Annotated in this window: 12 protein-coding genes; 6 read left to right on the top strand and 6 right to left on the bottom strand. The window is 59.0% G+C overall.

The window, feature by feature from the left end; genetic code table 11:
* The first annotated feature begins 287 nt into the window (after nt 1-287).
* Both LAP85_07305 and LAP85_07300 read left to right on the top strand, forming a co-directional pair.
* Complete coding sequence (locus LAP85_07305; GenBank protein ID MBZ5496195.1) at nt 288-1,127, top strand: hypothetical protein; 840 nt, start codon at nt 288-290, stop codon at nt 1,125-1,127.
* A 413-nt stretch (nt 1,128-1,540) separates the two neighbouring features.
* Complete coding sequence (locus LAP85_07300; GenBank protein MBZ5496194.1) at nt 1,541-2,383, top strand: transglutaminase-like domain-containing protein; 843 nt, start codon at nt 1,541-1,543, stop codon at nt 2,381-2,383.
* Between the two features lie 245 nt (nt 2,384-2,628).
* Here the strand turns inward: LAP85_07300 and LAP85_07295 are convergent, their stop codons facing one another.
* Nucleotides 2,629-3,705, bottom strand: coding sequence for an aminomethyltransferase family protein (locus tag LAP85_07295; protein ID MBZ5496193.1), 1,077 nt, complete (start codon nt 3,703-3,705; stop codon nt 2,629-2,631).
* 201 nt (nt 3,706-3,906) lie between these two features.
* Between LAP85_07295 and LAP85_07290 the strand changes: the two genes are divergently transcribed.
* The gene (locus tag LAP85_07290) at nt 3,907-4,242 is read left to right on the top strand and encodes a (2Fe-2S) ferredoxin domain-containing protein (protein MBZ5496192.1); all 336 of its coding nucleotides are present in this window, start codon (nt 3,907-3,909) and stop codon (nt 4,240-4,242) included.
* A 316-nt stretch (nt 4,243-4,558) separates the two neighbouring features.
* Nucleotides 4,559-5,884: an MFS transporter gene (locus LAP85_07285; protein ID MBZ5496191.1), complete on the top strand. Its 1,326-nt coding sequence runs from the start codon at nt 4,559-4,561 to the stop codon at nt 5,882-5,884.
* Between the two features lie 125 nt (nt 5,885-6,009).
* Here the strand turns inward: LAP85_07285 and LAP85_07280 are convergent, their stop codons facing one another.
* Complete coding sequence (locus LAP85_07280) at nt 6,010-7,758, bottom strand: Zn-dependent exopeptidase M28 (GenBank protein MBZ5496190.1); 1,749 nt, start codon at nt 7,756-7,758, stop codon at nt 6,010-6,012.
* 125 nt (nt 7,759-7,883) lie between these two features.
* Here LAP85_07280 and LAP85_07275 point away from each other — a divergent pair, with 125 nt between their 5' ends.
* A complete protein-coding gene (locus LAP85_07275; protein MBZ5496189.1) occupies nt 7,884-8,795 on the top strand; it encodes a class A beta-lactamase-related serine hydrolase in 912 nt (303 codons plus the stop codon).
* A gap of 5 nt (nt 8,796-8,800) precedes the next feature.
* A complete protein-coding gene (locus LAP85_07270; GenBank protein ID MBZ5496188.1) occupies nt 8,801-9,211 on the top strand; it encodes an OsmC family protein in 411 nt (136 codons plus the stop codon).
* Between the two features lie 64 nt (nt 9,212-9,275).
* Here the strand turns inward: LAP85_07270 and LAP85_07265 are convergent, their stop codons facing one another.
* The 4 genes from LAP85_07265 to LAP85_07250 all read right to left on the bottom strand — a co-directional run bounded on the left by LAP85_07265 (nt 9,276) and on the right by LAP85_07250 (nt 13,099).
* The gene (locus LAP85_07265; protein MBZ5496187.1) at nt 9,276-10,580 is read right to left on the bottom strand and encodes a DUF1015 domain-containing protein; all 1,305 of its coding nucleotides are present in this window, start codon (nt 10,578-10,580) and stop codon (nt 9,276-9,278) included.
* 17 nt (nt 10,581-10,597) lie between these two features.
* Nucleotides 10,598-11,434: a 2,3,4,5-tetrahydropyridine-2,6-dicarboxylate N-succinyltransferase gene (locus LAP85_07260; GenBank protein ID MBZ5496186.1), complete on the bottom strand. Its 837-nt coding sequence runs from the start codon at nt 11,432-11,434 to the stop codon at nt 10,598-10,600.
* Nucleotides 11,431-12,327 (bottom strand): 4-hydroxy-tetrahydrodipicolinate synthase, encoded by an 897-nt coding sequence (gene dapA, locus LAP85_07255; protein MBZ5496185.1) that lies wholly within the window; start codon nt 12,325-12,327, stop codon nt 11,431-11,433. The genes LAP85_07260 and dapA overlap by 4 nt, the downstream gene beginning before the upstream one ends.
* A gap of 70 nt (nt 12,328-12,397) precedes the next feature.
* Nucleotides 12,398-13,099: a dihydrodipicolinate reductase gene (locus LAP85_07250; GenBank protein MBZ5496184.1), complete on the bottom strand. Its 702-nt coding sequence runs from the start codon at nt 13,097-13,099 to the stop codon at nt 12,398-12,400.
* Between the last annotated feature and the right edge of the window lie 26 nt (nt 13,100-13,125).

Here is a 13,125-nt window from a genome sequence, read left to right as displayed (position 1 = left end):
ATAACCCGTTGCGGCGCTCAGGCAAATATTGGGATTCCCTAATAACCCCAACCGCACCTATCTTCACTGATTGGATTCCTCATCCCGGCCCCGAGCATGGCAGGCCTTGATTTACGTTGGAGCCCCTTCTAACATTCATAGCGGGTGTGGATTACGTGCGAGAGTCTTAAGCATGCAGCCGAGCTCCGTGGCGTGAAACTTCGCGGGCTTCCTTCCATCTTATAGCCGGTGATGGAAAGAGTGATGCTGCCTGCGCCGGCGTCCGGATTCAATCCTAGGAGATCTTCATGAAACGAAGATGTTCATTGTCTGTTTTTCTAGTGCTTGTCCTTTGCAGCACTGCCGCTTGGGCAGACCAGATCATTCTCAAAAGCGGACAGCGATACTCGGGGAGATTTGTGCGGGGCGACAGCAGCGTCGTGGAATTCCAGATCCTCGGGAGAATCGAAAGCTTCAAGACGGCCGAAGTCAGCCAGATCCTCTTTCAGGAGCCGGAGATCACGGTCCCAGCTCCGGCACGGACATCCGGCACGGCTCCGGCCAAGACTCAGCAGGCGGTCGAGCAACCAGCGGTGCAGCCCGCTGCCCGCGTTGCTCCCACAGCGACTGCTTCCGCTGTAACATTTCCGACAGGAACCACCATAGCCATACGGACGACCTCCGCGATCGACACAGACACCAACAAGGTCGGCGACGCGTTCAGCGCGGTTCTCGATGAGCCCTTGATGTCGGGGGACCGTGTCGTGGTGCCGCGGGGAGCCGACGTAAAAGGGACGATCGCCTACGCCAGGCAATCCGGCAAACTCACGGGGCAATCCGAACTGATCTTGGAACTCACGGAGTTGAAGGCCAATGGCAAGTCTTATGTGATCCGCACATCAGACTACAATGAGGTGGGAGCATCCCGAACCAGGCAGACGGCCACGGCCGCGGGCGGCGTCGCTGCCGTCGGCGCGATTATCGGCGCCATCGCTGGAGGCGGCAAGGGAGCGGCTGTTGGGGCTGCCACGGGCGCTGCCGTGGGTACCGGGGCTGTTGTCTTGACGAAAGGGCAAACCCTCAAGGTCCCCGTGGAGACCCTGCTCGAGTTCAAGCTCGAACACGAACTCGTCATCGACCAGCAATGACTCTTTGATCCTGACAGCCTGGAGTGCGGCAGCGAACTGCTGCCTTCGCATAGAGCGAAGACTGCCAAAGAGAATCGCATGGCGCAAGCAGGCTTGCGCGCTCCAAGAACCTCAGCTCGATAACGCTGGCTTGTGTACCGTCGCGAATCCGGGCCTCGAATCACCTTGCCGCGCAGGAACCCGCCTGATATAAGTAGTTTTTGGGTCTGGACGCTGAGAGCGAGCATCTTTGATTTCAAGGTCTTCATTGCAAGCATGGTTGCCGTAATTCGGGACAGGAGCATACCTGGAATGCGAGTTCCCGGGGTCGGCGGCATCTACTCCCTGACAAAATCGGGCTCTGCCGGCGGAACGTCGAAGCGGACGGACGAGGCGGCATTGCCCACTCTGCGGCATTTTCTCGAGGTTCAGCCGTGATCGGCGAAACTCTCATGGCCCGGAAGAAGTTTTCCGAACTCACAGTTCTGGATGAGACCGTCTTTCCGCTGGATCGCGCCGCTTTGACGATCTGCCTCGAGGAATATCCGGCCATCGAGGTCGATGCCTATCTGCGCAAGCTGGACACCCTGGCCGCCCGCACAGAGGTGCTTGCCGGACGGGACCGCACCAGCGGCAACATCCTGGAATGCCTCAATCAGGTGCTGTTCGTGCAGGAGGCTTTCCGGGGTAACACGGACGATTACTATGATCCGCGCAACAGCTACTTGAATGAGGTGCTGGACCGCAAGCAGGGCATTCCCATTTCCCTTTCTGTGATCTATATCGAGATCGCGCGCCGCATCGACTTCCACATCCAGGGTGTGGGCTTTCCGGGCCATTTCATCGTCAAGTGCCCCGGCAGCGGGCGCGAGGTGCTGATTGATCCCTTCCATAATGGGCGGGTCCTTACCGTCGAGGATTGCCAGGAACTCCTCGATCGGGTCTATGGCGGTTCAGTTCCGGTGCAGCCGGCCCACCTGTACCCGATGGAAAAGAAGGCTATCATTACCCGGATGTTATTCAATCTCAAGGGGCTGTACTATCAGAGGGAAGACTATCACAAGGCCCTGTCGGTCGTGGACCGGATACTGATGCTCAACCCCGGCATCACCTCGGAAATCCGGGACCGTGGGCTGCTGTACATGCAGACCAGTCTTTTTTCCAAGGCACTCGCAGACCTCGAGTACTACCTCGAACATGCCAAGGCTCCGGAGGACGTCGCTTACATCGAAGCGCACATAAAGACGCTCCGGGGAGTGGTTGCTTCCTCCAACTAAATCACGGATGAGTCATACTAATCAGTTTGTTAGTATGAAGACATTGAACCCATTGGAAGATAGAACCGCCCCCCGAAGGGCACGAAAAAAACAAAACGGCACAGCCGCGGAGAAGAGGGACCTCGAAGAGGCGGCAGACCATAGCCCCGGCCGTGAGGCCGGGGTTTAAGGCAATCGGAATGAGCGCCGAAGGTGTGGCACAAGACATATGTGCCGGTCCTTCGGACCTCAATTCTTTGTCTCACTCAATGCTTGATGGGAAGGGCTACTACGGTCCCCGGAAGGTAGCCATGTCCGGAGTCCACCTCGACGGGAGTTCCCGGCCGCAGGAAAGCCGTCTTGATGACCGCGAGAGCGAGCGGCTTCCCGAGGCGCGGAGAGGGCACGGCTGAACACACTTCGCCGATCCTGACTCCCTCCGAGCGCACTTCCGCCCCTCTGGCCGGCGGTTCGTGATTGTCAACCACGACGCCGCCCAACCTGCGGTCCAGGCGGCCCCGGTGCGCGATGCGGGCAACGATTTCCTGCCCCCGGTAGCAGCCCTTGTTCATGCTGATTGCCGCATCGAGTCCCATCTCCACAGGAAGAGACCTGTCATCCATATCGCTCCCATACCAGGGAATCCCCGCTTCAGTCCGGGCCCAGTTCAATGCCCGCAGTCCGACCGGTTGCACCCTCTCAACTTCAGTCCATTGATTCCAGACCCCCGGCAGATCCGCGCACGGCAGCCATAGGTCGTAGCCGCCGCTGCCTGAGCGATCGCGATTCACAACAACCCAATTGCCCCTCTCCCGCTCAATCGTCCGATGTTCCAGCGGCCGAAGTGTCGACAGGGAAACCCCCGCGGCAGTCTCCATGATTTTTCCAGCCTTCGGCCCCTGCAGCGAGAGAATCCCGAAAGCGTCGGTGATGTCGTCCAGAGACACGACGTCGCTGACAATATGCTTGGCCAGGGTCGCGAGGGCACGGTCGACTCCGCACGGCGGGCATTCCAGCCACAACTCGTCCGCAAAGGCATAAACCCAGAGGTCGGACTCCATCAATCCCTGGCGCGTCAATAGTGCGGCATAACATCCTGTCCCCATCCCGAGGTCCTTGATGTTGTGGGTCAGCATGCTGTTCAAGTAGCGATGTCTGTCTTTCCCCGCTGCCCGCAGCTTGCCAAGAAAGCAAGCATTCAGGGCGCCTGCGGTCAGACGCAGGGCCTGGTACTCCGCATCCGGATTGCCATAGTGGGCAGCGACTTCCCAGCCGCAATAGGGCTCGAAGCATGCGCCGGCGGCTGCTTCGGCTTCGTGAAGGGGCGTGGTGCGGGATTTCAAGTCAACCTCCGTGCGGCAATGGATCAAAAACTCGGCCGCAGACATGTCATGGAAACCGACATTCGAAAGGGTCCCGACAGCACCCCTCCGGGCCTAAAACTAGATATTAGGCGGCCCGCCCTAATGGTACAATTCGATATTCGCGCGGCAAATACTACGGATCTTTCAGTTATTCGCGAGATGCTCCAAGTGACAGCTGAGATGGTTCCCTTCACCAAGCACGTTTTCGTCTGCACATCAGGCAAGGTGTGCCCCGTAGAGGGCTGCTCCGTGAACGTGCACGCTCGCCTGAAGGAACTGGTGAGGCAGGCGGGTCTCGAATCGTCCATCCGCATCAATCATGCGGGGTGCATGGGCCAGTGCGGAAACGGGCCCATGGTCGTGGTTTACCCCGACAATGTCTGGTACTGCGGCGTGAAGGTCGAGGATGCCGACGTGATATTCACCGAGCATCTGCTCGGCGGCAAGCCGGTCGAGCGACTGATCTACCACCCGCTCAAGCCGGGGATAAACAAAAGGAACCTCGCAGCCCCTTGAGAATCGACCTGCAAATTCCTGCGATTCGGACACTGGGAAATGCCACCGAAACACGAGGCACACGGCACGGCATGGACGCATCGCAAGAATCCTAACGCAGAGTTCGCTGAGATCGCAGCGTCTGCGTGCACCTGCGGTGAGCGGCCTCAGCAAACTCTGCGTTGAGATTTTTCGAGTGCGGCGATGCGGCGCTGTGTCATTCGTGGCTGCTTTTTAATCGCGACGCCTGAATCGCGGCCGCAAACTCCATGCGCCTTGCCTTTCTCCGGATTTTTTATTAGGCTGTTTGCTCTTTTCCTTTCCCTAGGGGGTATCCATGAGCGAGCCCGCCCGGAATGTCCTTGGGTTCCATCCTTCCACACGGCTGTATCGTTTCACTCTTCTGTTGTTTGTCAGCATGCTGACTTTCGGGTCCTACTTCGCCTACGACTCTATCGGAGCCATTGAAAACATCCTCATTCAGAAGATGGGCATCTCCACGGGGACCATCGGAAGCCTTTACTCCGCTTATTCCATCGCCGCAATTGCCATCGTCTTTTTCGGCGGGGTCATCACGGACCGGCTGGGAACCCGGCGTGCCTCTCTGCTGTTCTCTCTGCTGGTGACTCTGGGAGCGCTGATCGTTGCGCTGGCCCAGTCGTCCTGGATGCTTTTTGCCGGGCGCCTCGTGTTTGGGGCGGGGTCAGAGTCGCTGGTGGTGGCCCAGTTGGCTATTCTCTCCAAGTGGTTCAAGGGGAAAGAGCTGGCCCTCTCCTTCGGTGTGGCGCTGACCATCAGCCGCCTGGGAACGCTTTTTTCGTTCAATACGGAAGCCCTGATCGCCAGTTATTTCGGAAACTTCCGTTACGCGTTGTGGGCCGCATTTTTCCTCTGTGGCCTTTCCCTACTGTGTAACCTCGTGTCCAATGCCATGGACCGGCGGGGAGAGATCGTGCTGGGAACGAAAGAGGAAGGGGCGGGAGACAAGATCGTATTTGCCGATGTGCGGGCCTTCACCAACACTTATTGGTATGTGACTCTGCTGTGCGTCACGTTCTATTCTGCCATCTTTCCTTTCACTGCCCTCTCCACCAACCTGATCGCAACGAAGTGGGGAATCGCCGATATACAACCGGGTGAGGGCGGCTTTTTCTACCAGGCCTTTTTTAATCTTTTCCACATGTTCACCACCGCTCCGGGAATCACGAGCATCCCCATCTTCGCATCGATGATCTTCGCTCCTTTCGCGGGCCGCATGGTGGACAGAATCGGCAGACGTGCCTCCCTCATGATTCTGGGATCCGTTCTGCTGATCGCGAGCCACCTGGTCCTGGGCCTGACACATATCGACCCGCGTTTGCCCATGATTGTGCTCGGCACGGCGTTCGTCCTGGTTCCGGCGGCTATGTGGCCCTCCATCCCGCTGGTGGTGCCCAAGGGAAAAGTGGGCACGGCCTTCGGCTTGACCACCATGATCCAGAACATGGGCCTGGCTCTGTTCCCCTATCTGAACGGGATGCTGGCCCACAACACCAGTTCTTACACCTCATCCCAAATCATGTTTGCCTGCCTCGGCCTGACCGGCCTGGTGTTTGCCATCCTGCTCAAGCGAGCGGATGCCGGCCGAGCCTATGTTCTGGAAAGACCGGAACAAAAGAACTAGGAAATCGATCGGAAGCGGCTGCTCTCATTGAATCTGGCATGCCGAGATCGGATTATGGACGCGGCGCGGGATTTAATCCGCTCGATCGCTTCGAGCGGATGCATATCAAACCGATCTCGGAAGTTTCAGTCCGGGTGGCGTAAGAACTGGAGGGACAGAAGTCGCAGGCCGACCACAAATGCGGCCGCCGCCAGAAAGAAACCCTGCCATTGCAGCATGCCGTTGCTCAAACCGAGGACCGCGTACCAGATCATGTCCAAACCCACTCCCAGGCTGCGTCCGGAGAGAATTGCCGCGGCATAAAGCCCGAATCCTCCTGCCAGGATGGCAAGTACGCCGGCTGCCCGCGCACCGGGGCTCCGCCCCTGCCCCAGCGCTCCCCAGATCAGAGCGGGAAAAACCAGAAAGCTCGTCGCCCAGTAGAGATTGTACTGCAAGGCGAGCACGACCACGATCAGCAGGACTGTCATCAGGACCGTCTTGGAGGAGCCGAAAGAGGGTGACTGCCCGCGCGTCAGGTACTTCGCAAGGAAATGCAGGCCGATCCATACGACGACCGCACCTGCCAGGATTCCCCAGAGCACGCCCCAGGCAGGGTGCGTCAGCAGAGGATCCTTGAGAGGTCCCGGATACGAGCTATTGTGAGGCAGGAGTCGCATCAGGCGGCAAAATAGAATCAGCGAATAAATCAGGCCGAGAGGCAGGAGCCACGCCAGGAAGAAAATTGCTTCCCGCAGGATTTTCCCCGTAGTCAGAGATAAGCGAGCCTGCGACCACCCAAAAACGAGCATGGCCAGAAACGGGAGGAAAGCGAGGTATTGCAGGAGCGTCATCGCCCACCCGGAAACGAAAGTATCGTCGCTCCAATTAAAAGCATTGTTCATCCCGGGCGCGACTGGCACGAGCTCATCAATGGAACGCAGAATGCGTTCTGCCGCCTGGCCGTATTTCCCGATGCTCGCCGGCTTCAGGTTTTCGATCGTGTCGTTGGGAGAATGGTAGACTTCCCTCACGCGCGCTTCATCCACCGATCCGCTGCCCAGGTTGACCGCAGGAATCCCGGCATGCAGAAAGGGCCCCTGGTCGGTGAGTGACAGTGCGATGGCCCTCTGAAGGCTTTCCCGAAAGCCGGAGGGGGCCACCACGGGCAGTCCTTGAGCTTCGGCAGCTCCGACCGCGATCCGGCGCAGCCACGCGGGCGCATAGCCGCTCATCTGCCCGTCTGCATCCAGCCGGAGTTCCGCCAGATCGCCGATGCTCACCCAGTCCAGGGAAAGCACCGCTGTGAATCGTCGCCTTTCCGGATAGTTTTGTGCGATGTCGGCGGCCCCGAGCATGCCCCATTCCTCGCCGTCGGTGGCAACGATCAGGAGGCTGTGACGAAGGGGGGAACCTGCAAACACCCGCGCCAGTTCAAGCATCACTCCGATGCCGGAGCCGTCGTCCATCGCCCCCTGCACCGTCGTGCGCGCCGTGTCGTAATGCGCGATCACAACGAGCATTTCCGGGAGTGTGCCTGCCCTGAAAGCTACGACGTTGCTTCCGACCTGGCGGCGCCCCGCTATCGTGGCATTGAAATAAGAGGGAGGATCGAGCGAGTAGCCCAGATCCTTCAGATGATCCCGCAGATTGCCTGTGGCCTGCCGCGCCTCGATGCTTCCCAGCACCCGCCTTGGGTTTTGGGTCACGAACTCCTGCGTGACTTGGAAAGCCTGCTCCGCATTAAACAGGAGCGGGGTCTGGGAAACGGGCATGGCCGTCCTGTCGCCGCTGCCCCAAAATGGCGCCGTCAGCCAGCACAGGATCACGGCTGCGGTGATGCCGAGTACGATCTTTGTTTGCCTGGCGTTCATACCGAGGGAAGAGTCTAGCACAAAAGAATCTCAGTGCAGAGGGCGCAGATGTCGTGGAGCAAGAATTCGTTTCCTCTGCTATCCTGATGTTGAAATTCTGGTGTTATCATGCGTGAACAACCCATATCGCCATGAGGGAGTGTGAGATGAAAAAACGCATTCTGGCTGTCTGCGCCCTGTCGTTCTTCGCGATGGCGTTCCAGCAGCAACAGCAACGGACACCGCTTGAAGCCGCAAGATCGCGCATCGAAGCGATCACAAGATCCATCAACGCCAAATGGGGGATCTACATAAAGTCCATCGAGACCGGGGAAGAAATCGCGCTTAATGCGGATGAGCAGATGGACACGATGTCGGTCATCAAGATCCCGCTCATGGTGGAAGCCTACCGCCAGGACGAGGAAGGGAATATCAAGCTGTCGGAGACTCACGCCCTCAAAGCTTCGGAAAAACGGCAGGGCACCGGCATCCTCCAGCGCTGGGCAGAGGGCACGGTGATGACCTATGAGGACATTATGGACCTCATGATCATCGTCAGCGACAACACGGCAACCGATCTCATCTTCCAGAAGGTCGGGGGGCCGGAGGCAGTCAACAAGCTCATGGATTCTTACGGGTACGACAAGATCCGCGCGACCGGCCTGGCGGCCGACTGGTTCAAGGCTCTTGCCGCCACCAATCGGGACACCTTCCACCGCGAAGCCAAGCACCCCTTCGGGCTGGCGACGCCGCGGCAGATCGGCCTGCTGCTGGAAAAGATCGAGAAAGGAGAGGCCGTCAGCAAAGAGGCGAGCCAGAAGATGCTCCAGCACATGCGCGGCCAGCTCTACGCCACCCGCATTCCACGTTATCTCTCTTACACCGGCTTCGGGCGCGCACCCCATAAGACTGGCGACTTCCTCCCGTACATCGCCAACGACGTCGGCGTGCTCGAAACCGGGAACAAGAGGGTCGTAGTGTCGATTTTCACCGCAAACCATTTCGGCATGGGAACGATGCTTGAAGACGCCGTCGCCCGCATCACCGAACAGGCCGCTGCTTACTTCGGCAGCAGGTGACGGCAATGAGCGATCAACCGATGCGTGCTGAAATCGTGTGGAACGGCGGCCTCCAGTTCACGGCCGGCGCCGGCGGCCATGAGACCCGGATGGACGGGGAGCGCCATGCCGGAAATACCCCTATGGAATTGCTGATGGAGGCGCTTGCCGGATGCATGGCCATCGATCTCGTGCACATCCTCGGCAGGATGAGATCCGAATTGAAATCGGTGCGGGCGCAAATCGAAGGAACGCGAGCAGATTCGCACCCGCGGCGATTCACCGCCCTCAACCTGCACTTCAAGATCGCCGGTAAGGACATCAATCCGGCCGACGTCGAGCGGGCCATCAAGCTGTCGCGGGAAACCTACTGCTCCGTCTATGCCTGCCTCCGGCCGGACACGGATGTGAAGATCACCTACGACCTGGGGCAGTAAAGCGGCCTGCCGGCGGTTGCTGCGATCACGGTGAACTCTGCGTGGAGATTTTTGGCAGCGGTTTTTATGCTCCTGGTTTGGAAATCTTCATCTTCATGAAGACGAGGCCGGTGAGGAGCTTGGGGTGGAAATAGGTCGACTCCTGCGGCAATCGCTCGCCAAGCAGCGCCACACGCTGGACCTGCTCCACGGTCACCGGGTTCAGGAAAAATGCCGCCTGACAGGCGCCTTCATTCACCCGCTTCATGCACACATCGCGGTCGCGGGCGAAGTCCACGTGGGCCTGTTTGACGACCTGGCTCTCGTCGATCCCGAGCAGCCGATCCAAGATCACCGCATGCAGGATGCTGACATCGATGTTGCGGTAGGCTTCCGCGTGTGCCAGCATGAGCGGGTCCACCTTGACCCTCAGCCGCAGCAGGAAGAATTTCTTGCGGGCGTAAAAGCCGAAGACGTGGGTCGCGTCCCGGCCGTTCGTCATTTTCTCCCACAGATCGGCTGCCCGGAGACATGGCTCCACCTCAAAGTACTTTCCGGCCGCCTCCAGGAATTTCTGGGGGGCGAAGTGCGGGAGGTCGCGGATCAGCCTGTGCGTAGGCAGGATTGTGATGCCGCCTTCGGCACTGTTGAAGCAAGCCACCATCCGGCTGTGGAACGATTCCGCCGCCGCCGGCTTCCATCCCTGCGCTTCGCACTCCCGCTTGTAGTTGAGCGCGCTTTCAAACCGGTGTTGGCCGTCGGCGACGAAGAGCTCCTCGGGGACCATGCCGTCCTGGATCCTGCGGACGGACTTTGTGTCGCTGATGGACCAAAGCCGGTGGACGCTGCCGGAATCGTCCTTTACTTCAATCTCCGGCGGCCGCGCCGCCGTTGTTTCTTCCAGGATACGATTGACCTTCAGCCGATCTTCCGTATAGATCATGAAGATCATATCCTCGTTGCACTCGGTGCTGCGCAGCAGCCGCAGACGATCCATTTTGGGCTCGGCAAGCGTGCGCTCGTGCGGCAGTATGCCGGCCGCAGAATGCTGCAGGTCAAGAAGTGCGACAAAGCCCCTGCGCAGCAGGCTTTCACCCTCGAATTCATACTGCTGGTAGTACGCATAGATGCTGGGGAGAGCATCCTGCAACAGGATGCCCCGATCGATCCAGGATTGAAGTGCTCCGGCAGCCTCCGGGTAATCGGTCTCAGGATTGTCGAGTTTCTCGAGGTTCCGGGTCACCCTCACAACATTGAAAGGGGAGCGCCGGTAACACTCCTTCTGCAGCGCCGGTGAGATTTTGTCGTAGGGTTGCGTGACGACGAGCGCAAGATCACCGACGATTTTCGGGCTGTAGCGGTACGCACGGAACGGACCAAGAAGCGCCATGGCAGGACCTCCTGCAATCAGCGCAACAAACCCTCCAGCTGAATGCTGCCCTCGGTTTTGGAATCCCGATATTTGATGATGATCGGTGTGTATACGGACAGTTGCTGCGCCTTACCCCACTCCAGGGTGATCGCGCGCGCCCCGGGGACGACCACAGCCCTGGCGGGGATCTCCAGCGGGCGGTCTTTCTCCCTCCGATAGACAGTCTCCTTGACCAGGTCATAGACGGGCGTGCCGCCGGTGAGAATGGTTCCCGCCCCCAGCACCGCCCCTTCGCGCACGACCGTCCCTTCGTAGATGCCGCAGTTGCCGCCTATCAGAACATCATCCTCGACAATGACCGGTAGAGCGCCCACCGGTTCGAGGACGCCTCCGATCTGGCTCCCGGCGCTGACGTGAACGCGCCTGCCGACCTGCGCGCAGGAACCCACCAGAGCGTGTGAGTCAATCATGGTGTCGTCACCCACGTGGGCGCCCACGTTGATGTACATGGGCGGCATGCAGGTGATCCCCTTCCCGAGATGCACTCCGTCCCGGATGGCGGATCCGCCCGGAACCACACGGACACCATCTTCGATCGTCAACCGTTTGAGCGGGAACGTATGCTTGTCGAAGTAGCGGAAGTCCTCGTTGATGGAGTAGTTGCGCAGGATTCCCATCCGGAAACCAAGCAGGATGCCCTGCTTGACCCAAAGATTGACTTCCCAATTTCTCCCCTGGGGAGATGCCGCGCGTATCTCCCCTGTGTTGAGGAGTTGCTTAAATCGGGCAAAAACCTCGAACTGCTCCGAGGTGAATCCTGCAGGCGGCGGATCGTGGAAAAGCCGGCTGATCTGCTGCTCCAGTGAGTTCATTTCGTCACCAACTGGAGGTCCAGGAGGGTTCCGGCGAGCCGGGCGCGCGCTTCGTCGCCCATTTTCACCAGAGGCAACCGGTAGACCTCGGAAATCTTCCCCATGAGCGCCAGCGCGGCTTTCACGGGAATCGGATTGCTCTCGATAAAATTGACCTTCATCAGCGGATAGAGCTTGCGGTTCCAGGCTCGCGCTTCGTCCCATCGCCCCTCCAGGCAGGCGTGGCAGAATTTCGCCATCATTCCCGGCACCTCGTTGCCGGCAACCGAGATCACACCGTGACCGCCTAGGGCGATCACGGGAAGAGTGAGCGCATCATCGCCGGAAAAAACTCGAAAGCCCGGAGGAACGCGCGTACAGACGTCGCCGATCTGGGAAATATCGTTACTGGCCTCTTTCACGCCGTAGATGTTCGGAATCTCGGCAAGCCGCAGCAGCGTCTCCGGCAGTATGTTGCTGCCCGTGCGGCCCGGGACATTATAGATGATGACCGGCATCCGGGTCGATTGCGCGACAGCGCGGAAATGCTGGTAAATACCCTCCTGTGTCGGCTTGTTGTAATAAGGCGAGACGGAAAGGATCGCGTCTGCGCCCTCGCGTTCGAGTTCCCGGACCATTTCGATTACGTGAGCGGTGTTGTTGCTGCCGGCACCGGCCACTATTGGGAGACGCCCCGCTGCGGTCTTCACCGTGATCCTCACAACCTCCAGAATCTCTTCGTGGGTCAGTGTCGCGCTTTCCCCGGTCGTGGCACAAGACACAAGGAAGTCGATTCCTTCCTGGATCTGCCATGAAACAAGAGAGATCAACGTCTCGCGATCCAGGCTGAGATCAGGCCGGAAGGGCGTGACCAGAGCAGTGCCGCATCCTTTGATGGCTTCCGCTTCACTCATGCTGCGCCTCAGAAACCACGGAATGCACGAAAGACTCGAAGACTGCCTTCGCGCATTCCGTGGTTTTCATTCATATCTCCAGTATTTGCGTAAACACACTGTGAAAATCGTACAGCCCTTTTTTGTCTGAAACCCATTTGGCGGCCAGGATCGCACCCTCGGCAAATCCCTGCCTGCTTCGGACCCGGTGTTCCAGCAGGATCGTATCCGCCTCACTGTCGAAACCCACCTGGTGGTTGCCGGGAATGAATCCTGACCGTGTGCAGGCTACGGCAAGAGTGCGATTCGGGAAGTGCGCCGCCAGAATTGCCTGCAGCTTGAGCGCGGTTCCGGAGGGAGAATCCTTCTTGGCCTGATGATGCTGCTCGGCCAGAAACGGGTCGTATTGAGGAAGGGTGCCTATAAGCTGGGCCGCGCGCGCGACAATCTCGAAAAACAGGTTCATTCCGACCGAAAAATTCGAGCCATAGACCATGCCGATGCCGGCTTCCCGGATCAGACCCTCGACCTTTTCCAAATCGCTCAGCCATCCGGTAGTCCCGACCACCAGGTTGATTCCCAGGCGCGCCGCGGCTTCCACATTGGGCAAGACTGCGTCAGGTTGCGAAAAATCAATGGCGACATTCACTTTCTCCATGGCCGCCTTTGTGATTCCTCTTCCCCCCGCATTGTTGTGGATGTCCAGTCTGGGCCCGATTTCCCAGCCTTCCTGCCTGGCCAGCGTCTCCACGAGCTTACCCATCTTGCCGTAGCCGAGGAGCGCAATCTTCATACCGGCCTCCAGTTTAAAAAGCGGAC

The sequence above is a fragment of the Terriglobia bacterium genome (genome assembly GCA_020072565.1).
In the GTDB taxonomy this organism is placed as follows: Bacteria; Acidobacteriota; UBA6911; order UBA6911; family UBA6911; genus JAFNAG01.
Note: the sequence above shows the minus strand (reverse complement) of the source record. Positions and strands in the feature narration are given on the sequence as shown.

What these genes read in the sequence shown, in the direction of transcription:
- LAP85_07305 (MBZ5496195.1), top strand. Translation starts at nt 288, where the DNA reads ATGAAACGAAGATGTTCATTGTCTGTTTTTCTAGTGCTTGTCCTTTGC.
- LAP85_07290 (MBZ5496192.1), top strand. Translation starts at nt 3,907, where the DNA reads ATGGTTCCCTTCACCAAGCACGTTTTCGTCTGCACATCAGGCAAGGTG.
- LAP85_07285 (MBZ5496191.1), top strand. Translation starts at nt 4,559, where the DNA reads ATGAGCGAGCCCGCCCGGAATGTCCTTGGGTTCCATCCTTCCACACGG.
- LAP85_07275 (MBZ5496189.1), top strand. Translation starts at nt 7,884, where the DNA reads ATGAAAAAACGCATTCTGGCTGTCTGCGCCCTGTCGTTCTTCGCGATG.
- LAP85_07270 (MBZ5496188.1), top strand. Translation starts at nt 8,801, where the DNA reads ATGAGCGATCAACCGATGCGTGCTGAAATCGTGTGGAACGGCGGCCTC.
- LAP85_07265 (MBZ5496187.1), bottom strand. Translation starts at nt 10,580, where the DNA reads ATGGCGCTTCTTGGTCCGTTCCGTGCGTACCGCTACAGCCCGAAAATC.
- LAP85_07260 (MBZ5496186.1), bottom strand. Translation starts at nt 11,434, where the DNA reads ATGAACTCACTGGAGCAGCAGATCAGCCGGCTTTTCCACGATCCGCCG.
- dapA (MBZ5496185.1), bottom strand. Translation starts at nt 12,327, where the DNA reads ATGAGTGAAGCGGAAGCCATCAAAGGATGCGGCACTGCTCTGGTCACG.
- LAP85_07250 (MBZ5496184.1), bottom strand. Translation starts at nt 13,099, where the DNA reads ATGAAGATTGCGCTCCTCGGCTACGGCAAGATGGGTAAGCTCGTGGAG.